The sequence below is a fragment of the Pseudoalteromonas sp. NCCP-2140 genome (genome assembly GCF_023708065.1).
Taxonomy (GTDB): domain Bacteria; phylum Pseudomonadota; class Gammaproteobacteria; order Enterobacterales; family Alteromonadaceae; genus Pseudoalteromonas.
The window spans coordinates 791,920-816,999 of record NZ_BRCZ01000001.1 but is presented as its reverse complement, the minus strand read 5'-3'; the positions used below and the strand labels follow the sequence as shown (position 1 = coordinate 816,999).

Here is a 25,080-nt window from a genome sequence, read left to right as displayed (position 1 = left end):
TTAGAAGTTAGATATTAGAAGTTAGATATTAGAAGTTAGATATTAGAAGTTAGATATTAGAAGTTAGATATTAGAAGTTAGATATTAGAAGTTAGATATTAGAAGTTAGATATTAGAAGTTAGTTGGCTGGGATACCAGGATTTGAACCTGGGAATGGCAGGATCAAAACCTGCTGCCTTACCGCTTGGCGATATCCCAACGCTAAACTTGAAGAGTTTTAGTTCTACTTAAGAACATGGTGCGGAAGGAGAGACTTGAACTCTCACAACCGAAGTTACTGGAACCTAAATCCAGCGCGTCTACCAATTCCGCCACTCCCGCATCGTTCGTACTAATGTACTGGTAGTTATTTTAGACTCTTCATTGAGCATTCTTTGACACTTTGAGAAAGTGGCTGGGATACCAGGATTTGAACCTGGGAATGGCAGGATCAAAACCTGCTGCCTTACCGCTTGGCGATATCCCAACAAAGAATAATTTGATAGTTTTGGTTCTTATCAAGAACATGGTGCGGAAGGAGAGACTTGAACTCTCACAACCGAAGTTACTGGAACCTAAATCCAGCGCGTCTACCAATTCCGCCACTCCCGCATACCTTTTGCGTTTGTAGTAAGGGAACCTAAATCCAGCGTCTTAATCAAGACATCGGCCAATTCCGCTACTTCGCATCATTCGTACTAAAAGTACTGGTAGTTATTTTAAACTCTTCATTGAGTGCAGCTTTAACTCCTGCAGAGCCATTCTCAAGAAAGAATGGTGGCTAAGACGGGATTTGAACCTGTGACCCCATCATTATGAGTGATGTGCTCTAACCAACTGAGCTACTTAGCCATCGTGGCTGGGATACCAGGATTTGAACCTGGGAATGGCAGGATCAAAACCTGCTGCCTTACCGCTTGGCGATATCCCAACAAAAGCTTGATAGTTTGAGTTCTTATCAAGAACATGGTGCGGAAGGAGAGACTTGAACTCTCACAACCGAAGTTACTGGAACCTAAATCCAGCGCGTCTACCAATTCCGCCACTCCCGCATCATTCGTACTTAAGGTACTGGTAGTTATTTTAAACTCTTCATTGAGCAACAAAAATAATGGTGGCTAAGACGGGATTTGAACCTGTGACCCCATCATTATGAGTGATGTGCTCTAACCAACTGAGCTACTTAGCCATCTTTTTTGTTAGCACTTCATCGCTGAGTGCGGGGCGTATTATGCTGATATGACCTAAATCCGTCAACACCTTTTTTGCAAAAAAATGCTTATCAGTGTTTGTTTGCATTAAAATTAAGCTAAGTGGCGAAATTTCATTTAAATTGCTGTTTTTTTGACTGCAATTTATGAGTTTAATTCCCAAACGCATCGTAAGAGTTTTAAAACGTACATTTAAAGTTGCTTGATTTTCATACAAAAATCAAGTTTCAAAATTAGTTAGCGTGATCTTTTAGGTGATTTAAACATAAAAAAGTGAAAGCGAATGAATTTATATAGGCTATTTTGTCACTAAGGGGGCTTATTTTTACTTTTAAAATCCCCACAATTTGCTAATCGAGCAGTCAATAGGTCGCAAAATTGCTAGCGAGCTTTGAAATCCCCTCTAATTAACTGTTGTTATCACTCATTTGCTTTCGACGACGATTCACTGTTAAGCATAAATAACACCGTACATCACTAAAAAGAACAAGCAGAGGTAAGGCTGCAGAAGTATTACCCACCATGCTTTGATGATTTAGGGAAGGGTTAGTAATATTTAGGCAATAAAAAAGGCTCGTAATAACGAGCCTTTAATAATCGAATGAGCAAATATGCTTATACGTTAAATAAGAAGTTCATCACATCGCCGTCTTTAACGATGTACTCTTTACCTTCTTGACGCATCTTACCAGCTTCTTTAGCACCGCTTTCGCCTTTAAACGCAATGTAGTCGTCAAATGCGATAGTTTGTGCACGAATAAAGCCTCGCTCAAAGTCAGTGTGGATTTTACCCGCAGCTTGTGGTGCAGTAGCACCTACTGGGATTGTCCATGCACGTACTTCTTTAACGCCAGCAGTGAAGTAGGTTTGTAATTTAAGTAACTCGTAACCACCACGGATCACTAAGTTAAGACCTGGTTCTTCTAAACCTAGGTCAGCCATAAATTCTAGTTTATCTTCTTCTTCAAGTTCAGATAACTCAGATTCAATAGCTGCACATACTGGAATAACAACCGCATCTTCTGCAGCAGCAATTTCACGGACTTTGTCTAGGTAAGGGTTATTTTCAAAACCATCCTCTGCCACGTTAGCAATATACATGGTAGGTTTGATTGTTAAGAAGTTAAGCGGCTTAATCGCTGCTTTTTCTTCTTTTGTTAGTTCTAAAGAACGTAACGTTAAACCTTCATCTAAGTGTACTTTTACTTTTTCTAAAACAGCATTTTGCTCTTTAGCGTCTTTGTCGCCGCCTTTTGCTTTTTTAGCATTACGAACAATCGCTTTATCAGCACTGTCCATATCAGCAAGTACTAATTCAGTGTTAATTACATCGATATCATCAGCAGGGTCAATTGTGCCAGCAACGTGAACAATGTTTTCGTCTTCAAAACAACGAACAACGTGACCAATCGCATCTGTTTCACGAATGTTTGCTAGGAATTGGTTACCTAAACCTTCACCTTTCGATGCGCCTTTTACTAGACCGGCAATGTCAACGAATTCCATCGTCGTTGGTAAAATACGCTGAGGATTTACGATAGCGGCTAAATCATTTAAGCGCGCATCAGGAACCGGTACCACACCCGTGTTAGGCTCAATGGTACAGAAAGGGAAGTTAGCGGCTTCAATACCCGCTTTAGTTAGTGCATTAAATAGAGTTGATTTACCAACGTTTGGCAAACCAACGATGCCACATTTAAAACCCATAGTAAGATACCTTGTGTAATTTCATTAAAACGGATTAAGGTTTAAATGAATGTAGTCTGTTTTGTGCTTTTAACACACCATCTTTTGCAAGTATTTCCATACAACGAACTGCTTCGTCAACGGCGGCGTCCATTTTTTCTTGATCGTCTTTCGCGGCTTTACCTAGCACCCAGCCTGTTACCATTTCTCGGTGACCTGGATGACCAATGCCAATGCGAAGGCGCATGAAGTCTTTTTGGTTTGCCATTTTCGCAATAATATCTTTTAAACCATTGTGACCGCCGTGGCCGCCACCTTTTTTAAGTTTTGCAATCCCAGGATCTAAGTCCATTTCGTCATGAGCAACGAGAATGTTCTCAACAGGGATTTTAAAGAAATTAGCGAGACTACTCACCGCCTTACCACTTAAATTCATATAAGTTGTAGGGATCAGTAATTTAAATTCTTGGCCTTGAATAATCACTTTGCCGGTGAGGCCGTGATATTTAGGATCATGTTTGAGTGTGCAGTTATAACGTGCAGCCAGTTCTTCAATGAACCAAGCACCTGCATTATGGCGTGTGTTTGCGTATTCGGGGCCTGGATTAGCCAGGCCCACAAGCATTTGAATAGAATTCAAGGTGTTTACACCTTAAAAATTATTCTGCAGCGTCTTCTGAAGCTTCTTCTTCAGCTGGAGCTGCTTTATTAGCTTTAACAGTAACAACTGACTGATCGTGATCAGCGCCTTTAGTTAGCTCAACAGATGAAACACCTGAAGGAAGTTTAAGGTCAGAAAGGTGGATTGAATCACCAGCTACTAAATCTGAAACGTTAACTTCAACGAACTCAGGAAGTGCTTTAGGAAGACACGTGATTTCGATTTCAGTTAATTGGTGAACAACAGTGTTACCAGCTTTAGTTACTTTCTCTTCACCGATGAAGTGTACAGGCACTTTAGTGTGAAGTTTGTGAGTAGCATCTACACGTTGGAAGTCTAAGTGAGTGATCTTAGGCTTGTACGGGTGACGTTGAATATCTTTAAGGATAGCTTCAACTGACTCGCCACCGATGTTTAAAGTAAGGATGTGCGTGTAGAAACCTTCGTCTTCTTGCGCTTTGATCATATCTTTGTGTGCAAGAACGATTGATGCAGCTTCTTTGTCAGCACCGTAAAGGATTGCAGGAACTTTATCTTCACGGCGTAGGCGGCGGCTCGCACCAGTACCTGTTTCTGTACGTAATTCTGCATTGTATGTGTAAGTTGACATAATGTCTCCAATAATTAATAGTCTTAGGGCCTTTGCGACCAAGGTCCCCAGCCAAAAGGCGCGCTATCATACCACCCCTTTTGGGGAAAATAAATAACGACTACAAAAAAAGCACCTAAGCGGTGCTTTTTTTAGTATTGCAGTGATGTTGATTAGTGTTCAAACATCGCTGAAATAGATTCTTCGTTGCTGATACGACGGATTGTTTCAGCAAGCATATCTGCAAGTGTAAGCACTTTGATTTTATCAATTGCTTTAAGCTCATCAGATAGTGTGATTGAGTCAGTTACGATAACTTCGTCAATGACTGAGTTACGAATGTTCTCAGCTGCATTACCTGAAAGTACTGGGTGAGTAGCGTAAGCAAATACGCGTTTTGCACCGTGTTCTTTAAGCGCTGCTGCTGCTTTACATAAAGTACCACCGGTATCGATCATGTCATCAACGATGATACAGTCACGACCTTCAACGTCACCAATAATGTGCATTACTTGTGAAACGTTTGCTTGTGGACGACGCTTGTCGATAATAGCAAGGTCTGTGTCGTTTAATAGCTTAGCGATTGCACGAGCTCGAACAACACCACCGATATCAGGAGAAACAACAACAACGTCATCGAAGTCGCGTTCTTTCATATCTTCAAGTAGAACTGGGCTACCAAATACGTTATCAACTGGTACGTCGAAGAAACCTTGGATTTGTTCAGCGTGTAAATCAACCGTTAGAACGCGGTCAACACCAACACTTGAAAGGAAATCTGCAACTACTTTAGCTGTAATTGGTACACGAGCAGAGCGCACGCGGCGGTCTTGACGTGAATAACCAAAGTAAGGGATAACGGCAGTAATACGTCCAGCAGACGCACGACGTAGGGCATCAACCATAACGATAAGCTCCATTAAGTTATCGTTAGTAGGGTTACAGGTTGATTGGACAATGAAAACGTCAGAGCCACGAACATTTTCATTAATTTGAACACTGATCTCACCGTCACTAAAACGGCCAACAACAGCATCGCCTAATTCAATATACAAACGTTTTGCAACTTTTTGAGCTAGCTCAGGTGTTGCGTTACCAGCGAAGAGCTTCATGTCAGGCACGGTAGGGTTCCTCAGGCACTGAATTTTGGGACTAACAGGCTATGGTAGGCACCAAAGCAGGTTAACATTTACTTGTACGTTACTTCATTTCAAAGTGAGCATTTAATGCTGTATGAGCAGGAGAAAGTGTAGCACTACTTGCAACAAAACCTGTCCATTTTTCTGGTAATTGAGCTAAAACTTGTTGTGCTTGTGCCTCGGTTGAAAACTCAGCAAAGCAGCAAGCGCCTGTACCAGTCATCTTTGACGGGGCGTATTTTAGCAACCACTGCAGGGCTTTTTCAACCTCGGGGCAGAGCTTTTTAACTAAAGCCTCACAATCATTGCCTAAATTTTCTGTTTGCCAGTCTGCTTTTAGCTTAGGTGTGTCGCGCTTTAAATCTGGGTGAGTAAAAATTTTCGCGGTGCTCACATGCTGCCCTGGATGCACCACACAGAACCAACTTTGCGGTAATTCAACATTTTCTAGTTGCTCGCCAATCCCATGCGCAATGGCAGTGTGACCATTTATAAATACTGGTACATCAGCGCCTAATTTCACCCCAAGCTCTGCTAATTCTGTAAGTGATAAATCACAGCCCCATAGTTTATTAAGAGCAAGTAGGGTAGTGGCGGCATCAGATGAGCCACCGCCAACACCACCGCCCATAGGTAAACGTTTTAATAGCTTTATTGAAGCGCCTTGTTGGCAATTACAGTGTTGTTGTAATAAACGGGCTGCTTTATATATAAGGTTATCTGCAAGCTCAATACCGTTTGTATCACCAGTTACAGAAATATCTGGCTCGTTACTAACCGTAAATGTTAAGTCATCACCAAACTCTAAAAAGGTAAATAAGGTTTCGAGTTCATGGTAGCCATCTTCACGGCGACCATTTATATGAAGGAATAAATTAAGTTTTGCAGGTGCTATAAGAGTTAGCGGGGCGGTTGAAGTGTGTGTCATGATTAATTTAACTGCCAATCATTAAGTTGAATTTTAATACGAATTTTATTGTTTTTAAGGCTTAGCTTAACAGGAAGCCAATAACCATCTTGTTGGATGTAATCTGAATAGGTAATCTGCCACTGTTGACCATTGTGAGCTTGCCAAACAAGACTTTTTAAACGGCCTTGCTCATCATAGCTGGCTTGATCGTTCTCGACAGTGCCTTTTAGCCATTTTGCGGCATTATCCAATGGGATTGAAAAACCGGTTAAACGATATAACAACATTGATGCATCACGGTCGGCATAAACATTGTCGTCATACTCAAGTTCAGCACCTTGTGCATTTTGTTTTAAAGACAAAATGCGTGTACCAATAAAACTGGTAAGTACCATGTCACTGTATTGCTCATCATGTTGCCAATTTAAATTGGCTGACTGGCGCTGCTCTGTACTAATAAATGCCATTTTGCCTTGCACTTGCCATTGAGCTTGTTGTTCTAATCGGCTTTTCCAGTCAGGATAAATGTAATCAACTGTTGAAATTTTTTGCGCACAACCGCCGATAAATAAAAAAAACATGAATAAAATCAAATATTGTTTAATCAAATGTCGTTCCTTACTTTCCATATTCCGCTGATTTTTGGTAAAATTAATGCCTTTACAGCTGGGCTTAGCAATATTTGGTACATATGACCATCGTAGCACTTGGTATAAATCACAAAACCGCATCCGTAGAATTACGCGAAAAAGTCGCGTTTTCGCCTGAGCAAATGTCTGAGGCGTTACAGCAATTAAGTGGTCATGCGCATTTTAATGAAGCGGTTATTGTTTCGACCTGCAACCGAACTGAAATCTATTGTAGCCTTGCCGAGCGTAATTCCCAAACCTTGTTGCACTGGTTAGCCAGTTTCCATGGTTTGGATGAACAAGAACTGAGCAACAATATCTATTACCATGAAGATCACGAAGCAATTAATCACTTAATGCGGGTGTCTTGTGGTCTAGATTCGTTAGTACTTGGCGAGCCGCAAATTTTAGGGCAAATAAAACAAGCCTACCATAATGCAAAAACTCACGATGCCATTGGTGTAACCTTTGACCGCTTGTTTCAAAAAACATTTTCTGTGGCAAAACAAGTTCGTACCGAAACTGACATTGGTGCTAGCGCAGTATCGGTTGCTTATGCTGCGGTTAATCTTGCGAAACATATTTACGGCAAACTAGATAAAACCAATGTACTGCTAATTGGTGCAGGTGAGACGATTGAATTAGTTGCTAAGCACTTATACCAAAACGATCCGCAAAAAATCACGGTGGCAAACCGTACTATTGAACGCGCTAAAACGTTAGCCAGTGAGGTTAACGCCGATGTGATTGCGCTTGCCCAGTTACCTGAGCGTTTACACGACGCCGATATTGTTATTAGTTCAACCGCCAGTACCTTGCCTATTATTGGTAAAGGGGTGGTAGAACAGGCGTTGAAAAAGCGCCGCCACAAACCAATGTTATTTATCGATATTGCGGTACCGCGTGATATCGAAAGCCAAGTAGGCGAATTAGATGCTGCCTATTTGTATTCAGTTGATGACTTACAAGCCATAGTAAGCGAGAATATCGCCGCCCGTGAGCAGGCTGCGGAGCAAGCGCAAGCTATTATTCGCTCACGTACCGATGAATTTGCTATGTGGTTGCGTTCACTCGATTCGGTGGATCTTATTCGCCATTATCGCAACGATGTACAAGATATAAAGTCAGAACTTGTCGAAAAAGCCCTTGGCCAGCTACAAGCAGGTAAAGAGGCAGAAAAAGTAATACTCGAGTTGGCAAACAAACTGACCAACCGCTTGATGCACGCACCTACCCGTGCCATTCAAGATGCTGCTAAAAAAGGTGAAGCAGCGGAGTTAAGCCAATTAAAGAAAATGTTAGGTATTGATCAGGAATAGTCGTTAAATGAAAGAGTCTGTTTATAGAAAATTAGAAACCTTAGTTGAGCGTTATGAGGAAGTGCAAGCGCTACTAAGCGACCCCTCTGTGATCAGCGACCAAAATCGCTTTCGTGCCTTATCTAAAGAATACTCAGAATTAGAAGAAATCGTAAAAGCATTTTTAGCGTACCAACAAGCGCAAGATGATGTTGCTACAGCAGAAGAAATGTTAAAAGACTCTGATCCTGATATGCGTGAAATGGCGCAAGAAGAATACAAAGAAGCAAAAGCACAAATTATTGCATTAGAAGATGAAATCCAAATTCTAATGCTACCAAAAGACCCTAAAGACAATAATAACGTCTATTTAGAGGTTCGTGCCGGTACGGGTGGTGATGAAGCTGCTATCTTCGCAGGTGATTTATTCCGTATGTATAGCCGCTACGCTGAAACTAAAAAGTGGAAAGTAGAAGTAGTAAGTACTAACGAAGGTGAGCACGGCGGTTATAAAGAAGTCATTGCGCATATCTCCGGCGAAGGCGTGTATGGTCAGCTTAAGTTTGAATCAGGTGCGCACCGTGTACAACGTGTACCAGAGACTGAGTCGCAAGGCCGTGTTCATACCTCAGCTTGTACAGTAGCCGTTATGGCAGAAATTCCTGAAGCGGAAGCAATTGAAATTAACCCTGCTGATATCAAAGTCGATACTTTCCGTGCATCGGGTGCCGGTGGTCAGCACGTAAATAAAACTGACTCAGCAATCCGTATTACACACATTCCAACGGGTGTGGTTGTAGAGTGTCAGGATGAGCGTTCACAGCATAAAAACCGTGCCAAAGCGATGTCTGTACTAGGTGCACGTTTACAACAAGCTGAAGATGAAAAGCGTCAAGCGGCTGAAGCGTCAGAACGTCGTAACCTAGTAGGTAGTGGTGACCGCTCTGAGCGTATTCGTACCTATAACTACCCGCAAGGTCGTATTACCGATCACCGTATTAACTTAACACTTTATCGTTTGAATGAAGTAGTTGCCGGTGATTTAGGAAGTGTTATCGAACCTCTAATGCAAGAACACCAAGCTGACTTACTTGCTGCGATGGGCGATGAATAATCGTGCCGCAAAGCATTGAACAAGCAATTGTTGCTGCAACGGCGTTATTAACGCCTAGCAGCGACAGTGCTAAGTTAGACGCACAAGTTCTGTTATTATCCATTCTTGATAAACCTCGCAGTTATTTATTTACCTGGCCCGAAAAACAACTTACCGAACAGCAACAACGTGATTTTGAACAAGCATGTCAGCGTCGTTTAAATGGTGAACCAGTTGCTCACATTGTTGGTTTCCGTGAATTTTGGAGTCTTCCTTTAAAGGTTAATCCAACAACTCTGATCCCAAGACCTGATACCGAAACGTTAGTTGAATATGCTTTAAGCCTTGAGTTACCTACTGCTGCAAACGTGCTTGACTTAGGCACTGGCACAGGGGCAATTGCCTTGGCATTAGCCAGTGAAATGCCTAATTGGCAGGTGACAGGGGTTGATAGAGTGGCTGATGCAGTTGAGCTTGCCAAAGAGAATAAACAACGACTCAATATTAACAACGCCACTTTTGCGTTGAGCAATTGGTTTAGTGCAGTAAGCACACAAAAGTTTGACCTAATTGTTAGCAATCCTCCGTATATTGAACATGATGATGAGCATTTAAGCCAAGGCGATGTTCGCTTTGAACCGCTCTCTGCATTAGTTGCAGATGACGACGGTATGGCTGATATAAAACAAATTATTACTATCGCACGTGACTATTTAGCAACAAATGGCTATCTTTTAATTGAACATGGCTACAAACAAAGTGTGAAGGTACAAGAATTTTTTGCACAAATGTCGTATAGCCATATACTTACAATTAAAGATCTTGGCGGTAATGACCGTGTAACGTTAGCACAATGGCCTAAATAACAATTAAGTGCACTGTGCGTACATAGCCTTTGAGGATCCCATAGAATGGATGATTTTTTGTTTTCGGATGAAGCACTTGATGAAGTAAATGAGGTGGTTCAGGGTAGCTGGAAAGTCATCGTCGTAGATGATGAGCCAGAAGTACATGCCGTAACAAAGCTTGCGTTGAGTGACTTTGAATTTCAAGATAAACGTTTAGAGTTTATTAGCGCCTATTCGGGTGAAGAAGCCAAGCAGGTTATTCAACAGCACCCAGATGCTGCTATCGTACTACTCGATGTGGTTATGGAAACCGACGATGCAGGCCTCAAAGTCGCTAAGTTTATTCGCGAAACCGCAAAAAATAATCACATTCGTATCATTCTTCGTACAGGCCAGCCTGGGCAAGCGCCAGAGCGCCAAGTTATCGTTAATTACGATATCAATGACTACAAATCAAAAACTGAATTAACCGCACAAAAACTATTCACTGTGGTGATGTCGAGCTTACGTTCTTACCGTGACATTTTATCGATTGAGCAATCTCGCCAAGGCCTCGAAAAAATTATTAAAGCATCGCGAGATATTTTTTCGACTCATTCTCTTGAGAGCTTTATTGAAGGGGTGATGCAGCAACTTACCTCATTGCTAGGTACTGTTGATCAAGCTATGTATGCAACAAGTTTAGTTGCCAGTAACCCGCAAGATAACCAAAAGAAGCTAGTGGTGTTTTCAGGGCGAGGTGAGTTTGAACGCAGTGAAGGCAAGGCGATTGAAGAAGTGCTTGATGAGGAGCAGTTACAAGCCTGCCAACAAGCACTGAGCGAAAAAACCATCGTCTACCGTGAAAACTATTTATTTGCTTATTGCTGTAGTGAATGTAATCACAACTCGATGTTATTTATTTCCGGTATCCCGAAGCATTTAACTGACACTCAGCGCCATTTGATTGAAATTTTCTCGCAAAATGTACAGCTGGCGTATGAAAATGTGCAGCTACAATCTGAAATTGAAGCAACACAGCAAGAGTTAGTATTTAGACTTAGTGAAGCATTAGAGCAACGTTCAACAGAAACCGGTAATCATGTAAAACGTGTATCGCACATTTGTTATGAACTTGCCATGGGCTATGGTCTATCAAAACGCGAAGCAGAGCTTATTCGCTTAGCTGCGCCACTGCATGATGTGGGTAAAGTGGGTATTCCTGATGCTATCTTAAATAAGCCTGGGCCACTTACCGACGAAGAGTGGGCCATTATGCAGCAACATGCTGAAAAAGGTCATTTAATTTTAAAAGGTTCAAATCGTGACATTGTTAATACTGGGGCGATTATTGCGTTATCGCACCATGAGCGTTGGGATGGTTCAGGCTATCCGAAAGGTTTAAAAGGTGATGACATTCCAATTGCAGGTCGCATTGTCGCCTTAGCTGATGTGTTTGATGCACTGCGCCATAAGCGCTGTTATAAAGAGCCGTGGTCACTTGACGATGTAGTTAAAGAAATTAATGCGCAACAGGGTAAACAATTTGATCCTAAGCTAATCGAAGTGTTTAATCAGCGTGTTAAAGAAATTGAAGACGTACTTGTACGTTATCCAGATTAATTAAAATAAAATTAGGGGCATATGGATTATTTAGCAGTAAAACATACTCACATGTTATTTGCCGTGTTGAGTATTATCTTATTTTACGTTCGTTCTTTTTCACGCTTAAAGACGGGCGCTCTGGCAAAAAATAAAGTGGTGTTTATTGGCAGCCACAGTATCGACACCTTATTACTTGTTTCTGCCGTGGCATTGATTGTAATTGCAGGTTTTAACCCACTTGAACAATCTTGGTTATTAGAAAAGATAATCTTAGTGGTAGCTTATATTGTACTAGGTATTGTTGCAGCTAAGCAAAGCGCACAAGGCGCGAAGGTTATATTACTTGCTATAACCACGCTTATTTTATTAGCAATTGGTTATTTAGCGTCTGCAAAAACAGCACTTCTTTTATAACAAATCTCTAGGCGGTATTTGATGGCATTGGCTGTTGTACCGCTTTTTTATATCTCATCGCTCAGTATTGGTAACTTAGGGCAAAAGTAGGTAAACTAGCTGTTCGTTTTTGAAAGAGATGTAGCAGTATAAATGACCACCCCTTGGTTTGAAGATCAAAATGAATCCTATCAAGATGAGGCCTTTGACGCATTTTCTTCTAAAGTGCTTTATCGTTGTATCGACGCCGAATTAAAGTGGGACCAACAAGCTGATTTAACAGCCTGTTATGACACCCTTAATGAGCTTGAAAATACGGTAACAGCTCTTTGCGCTGAATTAAAAGAGCCACATGAGCGTCTCGATAAGTTACTTGATACCTTTTATCAGCAATGGCTGTTTAGCTCATCAAGCTTAAAAGTGCCTGAGTACACGTTAAATAGCTTTAGCTACACCATTACCATGCGCAGTGGCACACAAACCACGCTGGCAATTTTACTTTGTCATTTATTACAGCATGCTGAACTTGATGCCACAGTCACGCTTAGTCAGGGAGACGTGCACGTTCACGTTGGGATGAGTGATGAAGAAGGTTATTTAATTGAGCCAAGCACAGGTCAGCAGAGCTGGTATATAACACCAGAGAACGCCTGTGAAGAAAATGGCGATGAGCAAGAACCGCTTGAACTGATTTTTGAAGAAGAGCTGTATAAGCTGTATCTAGCTCAACAAAAATGGTCGTTTATCAGCGAAAGTAAATTTGGCCATGCTTTGCATTGTGTAGAAATGCTGATGGAATTACTTGGTGATGACCCGTATGAGCGTCGTGACCGCGGCTATTTACTTAATCAGCTAGATTGCCCAAAAATGGCACGTGATGATTTGCAGTACTTTGTTAATGAGTGCCCAGATGATCCTGCTATCGAAGTTATTCAGCATCAAATTGCTGAAATAGAAGACAACAATAATACACACCACTAATTTAAAGGAACATTTATGACTGACGCCCACAGTGCGCTAATTACCAATGACGCAGTCGTACTTGGTTTGCTTGCCGTTATTTTGGGGTTTATTTTTAAAACCTCGCACAGTAATAATGCTGCCTGCCAAAAATTTTATAAATATGTACCGGCATTATTGCTTTGCTACTTTTTACCATCATTACTCAATACCTTTGGTATTGTTGATGGCCATTCTTCAAATGTATATTTTGTGGCGTCACGCTATTTACTACCAGCTTGCTTGATATTGCTTACTATTAGTATTGATTTAAAAGCGATCTTAAACCTCGGGCCAAAAGCATTAATCATGTTTTTAACAGGCACCATGGGTATTGTTATCGGTGGTCCACTGGCTATCTTAGTTATGAGTGCTGTTTACCCAGAGGCTGTGGGTGGTCATGGCCCTGATGCTGTTTGGCGTGGTATGACGACCATCGCCGGTAGCTGGATTGGTGGCGGTGCAAACCAAGCTTCAATGAAAGAAATGTTTGAAGTAGGCGGCGATATCTTCTCTGCAATGGTGACTGTTGACGTAATTGTGGCTAACTTATGGATGGCTGTACTGTTATTAATGGCAGCAAACCATAAGGCGATTGATGCTAAAACAGGCGCAGATACGCGTGCAATTGAAGATTTAAAAGAGCGCGTAGAAAAGTATCACGCTGAGCATGCGCGCATGCCTACCTTAAATGATTACATGACAATTATTGCAATTGCCTTTGGTATTACAGGCCTGGCGCATTTTTGTGCTGACTTTTTAGGTCCGTTTTTTGGGGCTAACTTCCCGTGGGCACAAGAGTATAGTTTAAACAGTAAATTCTTTTGGTTGATCGTTATCTCAACCACAATTGGTATTAGTTTATCGTTTACTAAAGTTCGCCATATTGAAGCCTTTGGCGCTTCAAAAGTAGCATCAAGCTTTTTGTATATTCTTGTTGCTTCAATTGGCTTACACATGAATATTACCGCGATTTTTGACTCGCCAATGTACTTTGTACTCGGTGTTATTTGGATGATTACTCACGCAAGCTTAATGCTTATTGTGGCGAAACTAATTAAAGCACCACTTTTTTATATGGCAGTAGGCTCTCAAGCCAATGTAGGCGGCGCGGCATCAGCACCTGTTGTCGCATCAGCATTCCACCCATCACTTGCGCCAGTAGGTGTTTTACTTGCTGTCTTAGGCTATGGTGTAGGTACTTACATGGCTTATATTTGTGGATTAATGCTACAAGCTGTTGCACCTTAAGGAATAGAAATGAACAACCAGTTAATTAAAATTAACGAGATTGAATTAGCCAACGACAAACCATTTGTATTGTTTGGCGGTATGAACGTACTTGAATCACGTGATTTAGCGATGCGTATTGCGGAGCATTATGTAGAAGTTACATCAAAGCTAAACATTCCATACGTGTTTAAAGCCTCTTTTGATAAAGCTAATCGCTCTTCAATTAATTCATACCGAGGCCCTGGTATGGAAGAAGGTTTAAAAATCTTTGAAGAAATTAAATCTACTTTTAATGTGCCACTGATCACTGACGTACATGAGCCGCATCAAGCTGCTCCTGTAGCTGAAGTGGTTGATGTAATTCAATTACCGGCATTTCTTGCTCGTCAAACTGACTTAGTTGTAGCCATGGCAAAAACTGGTGCTATTATCAATGTGAAAAAGCCGCAGTTTTTGGCACCACACGAAATGCGTCATATCATTAAGAAGTTTAATGAAGCGGGCAACAACAATGTTGCACTGTGTGAGCGTGGTACTAGTTTTGGTTATAACAACCTTGTGGTTGATATGCTTGGTATGGATGACATGAAGCCTATGGCGCCGGTAATCTTTGATGCAACACACGCATTACAACGCCCAGGAGGTCGAGCTGACTCTGCGGATGGTCGTCGTGCTCAAGCTGCAGAACTTGCTCGCAGTGGTATGGCATTAGGCATTGCGGGTTTATTTATTGAAGCGCACCCTAATCCGAATGAAGCAAAATGTGATGGTCCATGTGCACTTGCACTAAGCAAGCTAGAAGGTTATTTATCGCAAATGAAAGCGGTTGATGACTTAGTTAAAAGCTTTGCACCACTCGATACCAGCGCAAGCGATTTATAATTTAAGTATATAAGTATTTAAGTATGAAAAAGGCGACCATGGTCGCCTTTTTTTATTTGTATCGCTATAATCGACGCATAAGAAAAACTAATTATAAGTTTGGTGTTTATGTCTCGTCGTTTACCTCCTTTAAATGCACTAAAAGCATTCGAAGCCGCTGCCCGCCATTTGAGCTTTACCAAAGCAGCAGAAGAGCTATATGTAACGCAGGCCGCGGTGAGCCACCAAATTAAAACCCTTGAAGAGCATTTAGGTTTAAAGCTGTTTTTACGTAAAAATCGTTCTTTGCTGTTAACCGAAGAAGGCCAAGGCTACTTTTTAGATATTAAAGAAATTTTTACCCAGTTGATCGATGCCACAGAAAAACTACTTGCCCGAGGTGCGAAAGGGTCATTAACGGTAAGTTTAACGCCAAGCTTTGCGATTCAATGGTTAGTACCCAGACTTAGTTTATTTAATGAATTACATCCAGAAATCGACGTGCGAATTAAGGCGCAAGATCAGGATGAAAATTCACTTTCTGACGATGTAGATATTGCTATTTATTATGGTCGTGGCCACTGGAGCGGGGTGCAGACATATAAACTGCACACTGAATACCTAGTGCCTTTATGTAGCCCATTGTTGTTAACGGGCCCTAAGCCGCTTAATCAACCTAGTGATTTAGCAAATCATACCTTATTGCATGATACCACCCGTAAAAATTGGAAAACCTGGATGAAAACGGCAGGTGTACGTAATGTACAAGTTAACCAAGGGCCGATTTTTAGTCACTCATCGATGGTATTGCAAGCCGCGGTGCATGGGCAGGGGGTTGCAATTGGTAATAGCGTTTTAGCAAAACCCGATATTGATGCGGGTCGACTCGTCATTCCATTTAGTCACTCATTAGAAAGTAAAAATGCTTATTATTTAGTGATCCGCGAATCGCAAACAGAGCTTGGCAAAATAGTCTCTTTCAAAGACTGGATGCTGAGCTTAGTTGAACAAGAACAAGAGTATTAACATGTTACAGTGGTTTAAAAGTGCAACGGGTAAGGCGCGTGCACAGTTTATATTTGCCCATGGTGCAGGGGCAGGCAGTGATTCTGAGTTTATGCAAACAATGGCTAACTTGATTAGTCAGCATGGGATTGATGTAGCCTTGTTTGATTTTCAGTATATGCAAATTGCAAAAGAAACAGGCAAGCGTAGGCCACCCGAGCGTGCTCCTAAATTACTTGGCTACTTTAGTGAAGTTTTAGCCGAGCGCCAGCCAGAATTGCCGCTATTTATTGGGGGTAAATCTATGGGTGGGCGTATGGCTTCTATGCTCTGTACCGAGCAGGACCATGCTCAAATTGCTGGCGTGGTTGCTTTTGGCTATCCGTTTCACCCACCGGGTAAACCCGAAAAACTTCGCATAGACCATTTTGTTGATATGCCATGCCCTTTTTTAGTCCTGCAAGGTGAGCGTGATACGTTTGGGAATCAGCAAGAACTGGCTGAGCTTGAAATGGTTAATCCGCCAGAGATTAAATTTCTCAAAGATGGTGACCACTCATTAAAACCTCGTAAAAAAAGTGGCATTACAGAACAAGAAAACTTACAGCAAGCTGCAGATTATGCAGCGCAGTTTATTATGAATTTAGCGGCTGGAGATGCGCAATGATCAAACTATATTTAATGATTGGTAGCTTACTTTGCATGCTTTCGGTAATGCTTGGCGCATTTGCTGCTCATGGATTAAAAAGCCGCGTTTCTGAGTATGCGATTGGAATTTTTAAAACTGCTGCTGAATACCAAATGGTGCATGGCCTTGCATTGATAGCAATTGCTATATTAATTAAGTGGGGCATGAACTTAAGCTGGGCTGGTGGATTTTTTATCGCAGGTACCGTTTTATTTAGCGGTAGTTTGTATTTACTCGCACTAACGGGCATGAAGTGGCTTGGGCCTATCACCCCAATTGGCGGTGTTTGTTTTATTATTGGTTGGGCTATTTTGTTAGTTCAAGCAGCACGATATAAGTTTTAAGGGTTATCTATGTCGAGTGTAGTTATTTATTGTCGCAGTGGTTTTGAAAATGATGCCGCTGCTGAAATTACTTTTCAGGCTGCTGAACAAGGCTTTGCAGGTTACGTAAAAACAAAACCAAATACGGGCATTGTTGTTTACGAATGTTTTGATGCAAGCCACGGTGAAGAAATCATCAAAAAAGTAGATTTCAAGAATATGGTATTTGCTCGCCAATGGTTTACTGGCACCTTAGTCGATAACATGCCACTTGAAGACCGTGTAAGTGCCATTGTTGAAGCTGCCGCTGAGTTTCCTGAATGTGGTGACCTACGTGTAGAAACGCCAGACACCAATGAAGGTAAAGAGCTTAGTAAGTTCTGCAAGAAGATTTCGACGCCACTGAAAAAGTCACTTGAAAAGCGCTCGAAGGTAACACGCGAGCTTGCCGAGAAAAAACCAGTTATGCATGTGTTATTTTTAGCAAACGACAGTGCTTATGTTGGCTACTCATACACATTTAATAATTCGCCTTTCTTTATGGGCATTCCGCGTTTACGTATGCCTAATGATGCGCCGAGCCGCTCAACATTGAAACTTGATGAAGCCTTTAACGTATTTATTCCACCCCATGAAGCTGAAGAGCGTATGCAACCTGGCATGCGAGGGGTTGATTTAGGCGCTTGCCCAGGTGGTTGGACTTATCAGCTGGTGCGCCGTGGCATGTTTGTAAGCGCAATCGATAATGGCCCTATGAATGATGACTTGATGGAAACTGGTCAGGTAAAGCACTTTAGAGTAGATGGTTTTAAATACCGCCCTGAAAAGCGCAATATTCAATGGTTAGTGTGTGACATGGTAGAAAAGCCGGCTAAAGTGACAAACCTTATGATAGATTGGGCGGTGAACGCTTACGCAAAAGAGCTTATTTTTAATCTTAAACTACCGATGAAAAAACGTTTTGATAGCGTTTACGAGTGTTTAAAAATGATTAAAGAAGAGCTTGAAAAGTATGGTGTAAGTTACGAACTACAAGCCAAACATTTATATCATGACCGTGAAGAAGTCACGGTACATTTAAATGTAACTAAGGTGCCACAAAGCCTTTACAGTTAATATTAATTTGAAATTTAAAAGGCCAATAGTTCACACTATTGGCCTTTTTATTAGGTATCAGAAAACCTAAATTTTAACGGTATTTACTACGATAATTATCGACCCACAAACGGGTGCCACCGCACACAGCAACAGGCATGACAATTAAGTTTACGAATGGAATGGCAGTTAAAATCATTACCGCTAATCCAAAACCATAAGAAAGCGTTTGCTTTTGCTTCAAGTCATTTTTCATTTCGTTAAAGCTAATTTTATGGTTATCGAACGCATAGTCTTCGTATTGCACTGCATACATCCAACAGGTGAATAACACCCATAAAACTTGCCCGATCACAGGTAAAATCCACAATAAAATAAAAAAGCCTATAGCGCGCGGTAGGTAATAGCATAGTTTTGTCCATTCTCGGCCGAGCATACGTGGCACATCTTTCATTGTATCGAAAAGGCTGTCGTCATTAATTTTTTGCCCAGTTAAGTAAAGCTCGACTTTTTCACTGAGTAGGCCGTTGAATGGGGCTGCTATAAAATTAGTGATAACCGTGAAGAGCATGCTGTAACTAAATAAAATCACCAGCACGGCAATCGGCCACATTAGCCATTCAAGCCAGCTAAGCCATTCGGGTAACAACGAGTTCATGTAAGCGAAGCCATCGGTAAGCCAGCCATATAAAAAGAACAGCGAACTACCAAAAAGCAGGATATTGATTAATAAAGGAATAAGTACAAAACGTTTCAACCCCTTTTGGCTAATTAATTTAAAGCCAGAAAAGAAGTATTCCATACCTTGAGTGAACTGCACGAGAAAACCTCATCTTTTTTCTTGTTGTTTGCAGTATATGGATTTAACGATATTTGAACAGCTTTTTTCCGTAACAAAGTGTTTAACCCTTTACATGGACAGTCACTTTAAGTCTAGGCCTCAGCTGTATTCAGAAGGAATAAATTTAAATGGACAGGCACTACATATAAGTGCTCTTGCAGTACAAAAGTTTTTGTCTACACTTTAGTTACAGCTAATGTATTTCAAATTATCAGTTCAAGGAGTGAACGATGGCTTTAGCAAGGAAGCGGCAAATCTGTTTGTCGAACACTAAGTATTATCACTGCGTATCCCGTTGTGTTAGACGCGCTTACCTTTGTGGAGAAGACGCACTCACTGGTAAATCATATGAACACCGCAGAGGATGGGTTGAAGAGCGCCTACTTTTTCTTGCAAAGGTATTTTGTATTGATGTGTGTGCTTACGCAGTGATGAGCAATCATACTCATGTTGTGCTTTATGTTGATGATAAGAAAGCAAATAGGTTAACCGACAAGGCTATCCTTTTACGATGGTTTAAGCTCAGTAAAATGACGCCTTTAGGTCAAAAGTTCCTTCATGGTGAACCGCTAAGTGATGGTCAGCAAGCCTTCTTAAATAAGGAAGTTGCAGAGTATAGGGCACGCCTTTCGAGCATTAGTTGGTTCATGCGAACGCTTAATGAATATATTGCCAGACGTGCAAATAAAGAAGACGAGTGTACGGGTCACTTTTGGGAAGGACGCTTTAAGAGCCAAGCATTGCTTGATGAATCAGCGCTTTTAGCATGTATGGCCTATGTTGACTTAAACCCTGTCCGTGCTAAAGCTGCGAGCACGCCGGAGCAATCGGACTATACCAGTTTTAAAAAGCGATGCCAGAGCACGAAGGAGTCAAAGCAACCTAAGGTACTAGCTCGTTTCATTGGTGGCATGAGTAAGTATAAATCAAAGGGTATACCTTTTGAGTTAAAGTCATACTTGTTACTGGTAGAGCAAACTGGTCGTAGTATCAGCGCGGATAAGCCTGGGTATATAGAGCATAATTTACCTCCTATTCTTGAAAGGCTGAATTTCGAACCGGAAAAATGGTTAACAGTAACAACCCAATTTGAAAACTTATTTCATGGGGCTGTAGGTCGAATGGGGGCTATTGAACGTTATTGCAGTAAAACTGCTCGTAAGCGACGAAGTAACCTAACAAGCTGTAAGTTATTACTTGCTAGTTAATTTCTAAGTAATTTTAGTTTAGAGCTTTCAATCCCTTGTTTTCGGAATGCTTTGAGATAATTAAATTGACCGAATTAAGCTTTAAAAGTCTGGGCTAAGTTTAATACTTCATAAAAAATACATTTTCTAAGATTAAATTCAGCAGAAATTTAGTAATTCTTCTTTCAATTTTAATATTTTCCAATTTATAAGATGCAGTCTTGCAAGATCAGTATTTTTAAAATTAAAAGTGACTGTCTTGTTAAAAGTTGTCAGTAGAAAGCATTAATCCTAAATAGGGTGGTGTAGGTTGAACTTTAATTTTTATCAACTGGGCGTTTTTTCAGTTACATACTGTTGAACTAAGCGATAGTATGGCGGTCTGAATAGTACCTATAAAAATGAATATTGAAAACAACAGTAGAGGATCAGACTAATATCCGATATTATTGTTAACACCATTAACAAAACCGACATATGAAAATGGGAGTTTTATGCAGTTAGTCGATTTAAATCCACATGATCCTGAAGTAGTAAACGTGTTTTCTGATATAGACCGACTCATAAACTCATTATACCCTGTTGCTACCGCCCAATCTTTAAGTGTTGAAGAGTTAGCTGAGCCTAACGTATATGCTATAGGCTTAAAAAATGAAGATGGTATCGTTGCATGTGGCGCAATCGTGATGCAAGAAGGCAACCCTCCATACGGTGAAATCCGCCGTCTATATGTAAAACCAAGTTACCGTGGTAAAGGTTTGTCACGTCGAATTATGCAAATATTATTACATCACGCTGGTGAGCAGCAAATTCCACTAATTCGATTAGAAACAGGTCCTAAGCAAACAGAATCTATTAGCCTATACGAAAACTTAGGTTTCAATCGTTGTGGTCCGTTTGGTAACTACAGTGAAAATCCACAAAGTTTATTTATGGAGTTAGGGCTTAACCAGTAATTTAAGTGTTAGCCATGTTTTAGTGAGGTCACCTTAATTTATAAATACTCCTTAAAAATCATGTGCTTTACTATGGTTTAACTGGTGGCTGCTTGCGGTGAGAAACGAAGCTATCTAATTTTACTCAAAATAAGTTACCAGACCTTACTATTGGTGCCCACAGGTTCTACTTAAACTCATGTCATTCCTTCACTGGTGTCTTCAATCATGATGGCACCATAAAAACAAAAGTAATTCTCACATTTCCCACTCGTCCTTTAAGTGTTTGCAATAATAAGCAATCACAGCTGAATTTTGACGGTACTCATCTTACTGTAAAAATTTGCCGCACTGCTTTTGGCACAGGTTGCTGTGGTGTTGAAAAATATCGCACAACAGACTTCGAAAATTGGCAAGAGTATATTGGTATTACGTGGCATGACAATGAGCAATATGAAGCGTGGAGGCAATTAGGGTCAAACTCTTCAAAAGCTGATGACATTACAAAAGTAGTGCCTGTCCATTGAAATGAAGATGGATTTCACAAACACATATTTTCTAACATATATTTTTGCAGTGACTGTCCTTTTAAAAATTGCTCATTTGCCATATTGAGTGCCTGTCCATCTAACTAAAGACTTCGAGAATTGGCAAGAGTACATAGGTATTACGTGGCATGAAAATGAGCAATATGAAGCGTGGAGGCAACTAGGGTCAAACTCTTCAAAAGCTGATGACATCACAAAAGTAGTGCCTGTCCTCTGAAATGCATTTACAGTGACTGTCCTTTATAATTGCTCACTCATTTGCCATATTGAGTGCCTGTCCATCTAAAGGAATTATTGAGTGCCTGTCCATCTAAAGGAATTTTAAAATCTAACAACCAAATTAAACCCTAATAAAACTGGGGGTTTATCGATTAGTTTTTCACATCAAAAATCACTCGTTACGAGTAAAAATTCTTGTTGGACTTGAATCACTATTTTTCTTTTAATGCGCGGCAACAACCCTTGCCGATTTCGGCACTACTAAAATAAAAGAGAAAGATAGATGAAAGAGACAACATCACTAGAACAAGCTCGCACGAGTTACAATGTTCGTCATTGGAGCCAAGGTTTCTTTGGTATTAATGATCAAGGTGATGTGTATGTTGCGCCAAAGGCCCATGCCCCAGAGCAAACCATTGCACTAATCGATATCGCACAGCAGTTACAGGATAAAGGCTTAAGCTTGCCTGCGTTGGTTCGTTTTCCACAAATTTTACATCATCGTGTACATAGCTTATGTCAGGCATTTAACACGGCGATTGAAAATTATGGTTACCCGAAAGACTATTTGCTTGTTTACCCAATTAAAGTAAACCAACAGCGTGAAGTTGTTGAAGAAATTGTTGCAAGCCAAGCTGATATTGAAAAGAAACAATTGGGCCTAGAAGCGGGCAGTAAACCTGAGCTACTAACTGTATTAGCAATGGCAGAAAAAACTAGTGCTGTCATTGTGTGTAATGGCTACAAAGACCAAGAATACATTCGTTTAGCACTGATTGGTGAAAAGCTAGGTCACAAGGTTTACATTGTTCTTGAAAAACTGTCTGAGCTAGACATGGTGCTTAGCCAAGCTAAAGAGTTAAACGTAAAGCCGCGTATTGGTATTCGTGTACGTTTAGCGTCGCAAGGTAAGGGCAAGTGGCAAGCAAGTGGTGGCGAAAAATCAAAATTTGGTTTGTCGGCATCGCAAGTACTCAGTGTGGTTAATCGCTTAAAAGCGTCTGAACAACTCGATCTGATCCAACTTGTACACTTTCACTTAGGCTCGCAAATGGCAAACATTCGCGATGTTCGCTTAGGTGTGAGTGAAGCTGCGCGTTTTTACTGTGAGTTACGCAAATTAGGTGCACAAATTGATTGCTTAGATGTGGGTGGCGGTTTAGCGGTAGATTACGACGGTACTCGTAGCCAGTCACATAACTCAATGAACTACAGCCTAAGTGAATACGCTAATAACATCGTATACACCATTGGTGATACCTGTAAGTTATATGAGCAGCCAATGCCGCGCATTATTTCTGAATCAGGTCGTGCGTTAACAGCGCACCATGCTGTGTTGATTTCGAATGTTATTGGTACCGAAAGCTATGTACCAGAAGACATTCAAGCCCCAGCCGCTGATGCTCCACTTTTATTAAAAAACATGTGGACATCATGGCAACAGTTAAGTGATGACAATGACGACCGTGCATTAATCGAAATTTATCATGATAGCCAAGGCGATTTAGCCGAAGCACATAATCAATTTGCACTTGGTTTGTTAGATTTAACAGAGCGAGCATGGGCGGAGCAAGTTAACTTACGTGTATGTTATGAACTTAACAAACATATGGATAACAAAAACCGTTTTCATCGCCCGATTATTGATGAATTAAATGCGCGTTTAGCAGATAAGTTTTTTGTGAACTTTTCATTGTTCCAGTCATTACCGGATGCATGGGGTATTGACCAAGTGTTTCCTGTTCTACCATTAAGTGGTTTAACAGAAGCACCACAAAAACGCGCTGTGTTACTTGATATTACCTGCGATTCAGACGGTGCTATGGAGCATTATGTAGACGGTCAAGGTATTGAAAGTACATTGCCTGTGCCAGCATTTAGCGAAGAAAAACCTTACTTAATGGGCTTTTTCTTAGTGGGTGCTTATCAGGAGATTTTAGGTGATATGCACAACTTATTTGGCGACACACACAGTGCAATTATAAAAATGGATGAGCAAGGTCAGGCGCAAATCACTGAAGTTAACGAAGGTGATACCGTTGCAGACATGATGCGTTACGTACATTTAGATGTAGAAAGTTTCCAGCAATCTTACGCCCAGCTGGTGGCAGCTAAATTGCCAGAAACTGAGCAGCAAAGCGTTTTAGATGAGCTGCAAACTGGCTTAAATGGTTACACTTATTTAGAAGAGTTATAAGCAATGTCGACATTGTTTGACCACACAGATCATTCATTGTACTCAAACGGCATGACGTTTTTACGTCAGCCGATGGTGCAAAACATCACAGCAATCGATGCCGATGTAGTGGTGTTAGGTTTACCCTTTGATTTGGCGACCTCAGGTCGCCCAGGTGCACGTTTAGGCCCTGATGCAATTCGTCGTGCCTCAGTGCACCTGGCATGGGAAGAAACCAAGTACCCGTGGACGTTTCCGTTGTTTGAGCGTTTAAAATTAGCTGATGCGGGTGATTTTACTTACCCAGTAGGCGACCCAGAATATTTTACCGCGCAGTTAGAATTAGCGGCTGAGCAAATACTTCGTCAAGGTAAAACATTATTGGGTTTAGGTGGCGACCACTTTGTGACTTTGCCATTACTACGTGCTCACGCTAAGCAGCACGGTAAAATGGCATTAGTGCATTTTGATGCCCACACAGATACTTACAGCAATGGTTCGCGCTATGATCACGGCACCATGTTTTATCATGCGCCGATGGAAGGGCTTATTGATGTTGATCACAGTATTCAAATTGGTATTCGTACTGACTTTGATCAGAGCAAGCATGAGTTTGCGGTGATTGATGCAATGGCAGCCAATGATTTGCCAGCGCAAGATATCGCAGAGCAAATCAAAGCACGTGTTGGTGACTTACCTGTGTATCTAACCTTTGATATTGATTGCCTTGATCCAGCATTTGCTCCAGGGACAGGCACTCCAGTGTGTGGTGGCTTAACCAGCGATAAAGTACTCAAAGTACTTCGTGCATTGAAAGGCATTAATATGGTCGGTATGGATGTGGTTGAAGTGTCGCCATCTTATGACCAAAGTGAATTAACGGCGATTGCCGCAGCGACCATTGCCAATGAGTTATTACACTTATGGGCTTTGAGGCATAAATACTAAA

23 protein-coding genes and 8 tRNA genes are annotated in these 25,080 nt (G+C 41.1%); 16 read left to right on the top strand and 15 right to left on the bottom strand.

Translation table 11 applies throughout. From position 1 onward, the window contains the following. Positions 1-124 precede the first annotated feature (124 nt). From NFU46_RS03875 to lolB, 14 genes are all read right to left on the bottom strand, one after another. Positions 125-199 (bottom strand) — tRNA-Gln (locus tag NFU46_RS03875). A 38-nt stretch (positions 200-237) separates the two neighbouring features. After that, positions 238-322: transfer RNA gene (locus NFU46_RS03870), tRNA-Leu, on the bottom strand. Positions 323-392: 70 nt separating this feature from the next. Next, positions 393-467: transfer RNA gene (locus NFU46_RS03865), tRNA-Gln, on the bottom strand. Positions 468-507: 40 nt separating this feature from the next. Further along, positions 508-592 (bottom strand) — tRNA-Leu (locus NFU46_RS03860). Positions 593-755: 163 nt separating this feature from the next. Beyond that, positions 756-832 (bottom strand) — tRNA-Met (locus NFU46_RS03855). Positions 833-836: 4 nt separating this feature from the next. Then, positions 837-911: transfer RNA gene (locus NFU46_RS03850), tRNA-Gln, on the bottom strand. A 36-nt stretch (positions 912-947) separates the two neighbouring features. Continuing rightward, a tRNA-Leu gene (locus tag NFU46_RS03845) sits at positions 948-1,032 on the bottom strand. Positions 1,033-1,092: 60 nt separating this feature from the next. Next, positions 1,093-1,169: transfer RNA gene (locus tag NFU46_RS03840), tRNA-Met, on the bottom strand. Positions 1,170-1,806: 637 nt separating this feature from the next. Next, positions 1,807-2,898: a redox-regulated ATPase YchF gene (gene ychF / locus NFU46_RS03835; protein WP_054551655.1), complete on the bottom strand. Its 1,092-nt coding sequence runs from the start codon at positions 2,896-2,898 to the stop codon at positions 1,807-1,809. 34 nt (positions 2,899-2,932) lie between these two features. Further along, positions 2,933-3,517, bottom strand: a complete 585-nt coding sequence (pth, locus tag NFU46_RS03830) for an aminoacyl-tRNA hydrolase (RefSeq protein WP_082389177.1) — start codon at positions 3,515-3,517, stop codon at positions 2,933-2,935. A gap of 19 nt (positions 3,518-3,536) precedes the next feature. Further along, positions 3,537-4,148, bottom strand: coding sequence for a 50S ribosomal protein L25/general stress protein Ctc (locus tag NFU46_RS03825; RefSeq protein WP_054551653.1), 612 nt, complete (start codon positions 4,146-4,148; stop codon positions 3,537-3,539). A gap of 152 nt (positions 4,149-4,300) precedes the next feature. Further along, positions 4,301-5,248, bottom strand: coding sequence for a ribose-phosphate pyrophosphokinase (locus NFU46_RS03820; protein ID WP_054551652.1), 948 nt, complete (start codon positions 5,246-5,248; stop codon positions 4,301-4,303). A gap of 79 nt (positions 5,249-5,327) precedes the next feature. After that, positions 5,328-6,194 (bottom strand): 4-(cytidine 5'-diphospho)-2-C-methyl-D-erythritol kinase, encoded by an 867-nt coding sequence (gene ispE / locus NFU46_RS03815; protein WP_175079010.1) that lies wholly within the window; start codon positions 6,192-6,194, stop codon positions 5,328-5,330. Positions 6,195-6,196: 2 nt separating this feature from the next. Continuing rightward, entirely contained in the window at positions 6,197-6,784 is a 588-nt protein-coding gene (gene lolB / locus NFU46_RS03810; RefSeq protein ID WP_251599861.1) for a lipoprotein insertase outer membrane protein LolB, read from the bottom strand. 83 nt (positions 6,785-6,867) lie between these two features. Here lolB and hemA point away from each other — a divergent pair, with 83 nt between their 5' ends. From hemA to rlmM, 12 genes are all read left to right on the top strand, one after another. Continuing rightward, entirely contained in the window at positions 6,868-8,124 is a 1,257-nt protein-coding gene (hemA, locus tag NFU46_RS03805) for a glutamyl-tRNA reductase (RefSeq protein ID WP_063528692.1), read from the top strand. Positions 8,125-8,131: 7 nt separating this feature from the next. Next, positions 8,132-9,217 (top strand): peptide chain release factor 1, encoded by a 1,086-nt coding sequence (prfA, locus tag NFU46_RS03800; protein ID WP_054551648.1) that lies wholly within the window; start codon positions 8,132-8,134, stop codon positions 9,215-9,217. Between the two features lie 2 nt (positions 9,218-9,219). Beyond that, positions 9,220-10,062 (top strand): peptide chain release factor N(5)-glutamine methyltransferase, encoded by an 843-nt coding sequence (gene prmC, locus NFU46_RS03795; protein WP_251599858.1) that lies wholly within the window; start codon positions 9,220-9,222, stop codon positions 10,060-10,062. 45 nt (positions 10,063-10,107) lie between these two features. Beyond that, complete coding sequence (locus NFU46_RS03790) at positions 10,108-11,646, top strand: response regulator (RefSeq protein WP_175082132.1); 1,539 nt, start codon at positions 10,108-10,110, stop codon at positions 11,644-11,646. Between the two features lie 21 nt (positions 11,647-11,667). Next, entirely contained in the window at positions 11,668-12,042 is a 375-nt protein-coding gene (locus tag NFU46_RS03785; protein ID WP_251599855.1) for a SirB2 family protein, read from the top strand. A gap of 132 nt (positions 12,043-12,174) precedes the next feature. After that, complete coding sequence (locus NFU46_RS03780; RefSeq protein ID WP_054561811.1) at positions 12,175-13,002, top strand: tetratricopeptide repeat protein; 828 nt, start codon at positions 12,175-12,177, stop codon at positions 13,000-13,002. Between the two features lie 15 nt (positions 13,003-13,017). After that, on the top strand, positions 13,018-14,271 hold the full coding sequence (locus NFU46_RS03775) for a DUF819 domain-containing protein (RefSeq protein WP_063528688.1): 1,254 nt from the start codon (positions 13,018-13,020) through the stop codon (positions 14,269-14,271). Between the two features lie 9 nt (positions 14,272-14,280). Beyond that, complete coding sequence (kdsA, locus tag NFU46_RS03770; protein WP_054561809.1) at positions 14,281-15,135, top strand: 3-deoxy-8-phosphooctulonate synthase; 855 nt, start codon at positions 14,281-14,283, stop codon at positions 15,133-15,135. A gap of 108 nt (positions 15,136-15,243) precedes the next feature. Beyond that, complete coding sequence (locus tag NFU46_RS03765) at positions 15,244-16,140, top strand: transcriptional regulator GcvA (RefSeq protein ID WP_054561808.1); 897 nt, start codon at positions 15,244-15,246, stop codon at positions 16,138-16,140. 1 nt (position 16,141) lies between these two features. Next, a complete protein-coding gene (locus NFU46_RS03760; protein ID WP_251599852.1) occupies positions 16,142-16,786 on the top strand; it encodes an alpha/beta family hydrolase in 645 nt (214 codons plus the stop codon). Continuing rightward, a complete protein-coding gene (locus NFU46_RS03755; RefSeq protein WP_251599849.1) occupies positions 16,783-17,151 on the top strand; it encodes a DUF423 domain-containing protein in 369 nt (122 codons plus the stop codon). The genes NFU46_RS03760 and NFU46_RS03755 overlap by 4 nt, the downstream gene beginning before the upstream one ends. A gap of 9 nt (positions 17,152-17,160) precedes the next feature. Continuing rightward, positions 17,161-18,246 (top strand): 23S rRNA (cytidine(2498)-2'-O)-methyltransferase RlmM, encoded by a 1,086-nt coding sequence (gene rlmM, locus NFU46_RS03750; protein WP_055022133.1) that lies wholly within the window; start codon positions 17,161-17,163, stop codon positions 18,244-18,246. A gap of 73 nt (positions 18,247-18,319) precedes the next feature. Here the strand turns inward: rlmM and cysZ are convergent, their stop codons facing one another. Next, a complete protein-coding gene (gene cysZ / locus NFU46_RS03745; protein WP_181447721.1) occupies positions 18,320-19,027 on the bottom strand; it encodes a sulfate transporter CysZ in 708 nt (235 codons plus the stop codon). A gap of 269 nt (positions 19,028-19,296) precedes the next feature. On the opposite strand from cysZ, the gene NFU46_RS03740 reads away from it, so the two are divergent. The 4 genes from NFU46_RS03740 to speB all read left to right on the top strand — a co-directional run bounded on the left by NFU46_RS03740 (position 19,297) and on the right by speB (position 25,079). Further along, a complete protein-coding gene (locus NFU46_RS03740; RefSeq protein WP_251599846.1) occupies positions 19,297-20,274 on the top strand; it encodes a transposase in 978 nt (325 codons plus the stop codon). A gap of 473 nt (positions 20,275-20,747) precedes the next feature. After that, entirely contained in the window at positions 20,748-21,209 is a 462-nt protein-coding gene (locus tag NFU46_RS03735; protein WP_175082138.1) for a GNAT family N-acetyltransferase, read from the top strand. Positions 21,210-22,238: 1,029 nt separating this feature from the next. Further along, the gene (speA, locus tag NFU46_RS03730; RefSeq protein WP_251599842.1) at positions 22,239-24,152 is read left to right on the top strand and encodes a biosynthetic arginine decarboxylase; all 1,914 of its coding nucleotides are present in this window, start codon (positions 22,239-22,241) and stop codon (positions 24,150-24,152) included. A gap of 3 nt (positions 24,153-24,155) precedes the next feature. Next, the gene (gene speB / locus NFU46_RS03725) at positions 24,156-25,079 is read left to right on the top strand and encodes an agmatinase (protein WP_175082141.1); all 924 of its coding nucleotides are present in this window, start codon (positions 24,156-24,158) and stop codon (positions 25,077-25,079) included. The last annotated feature ends 1 nt before the right edge of the window (position 25,080 follow it).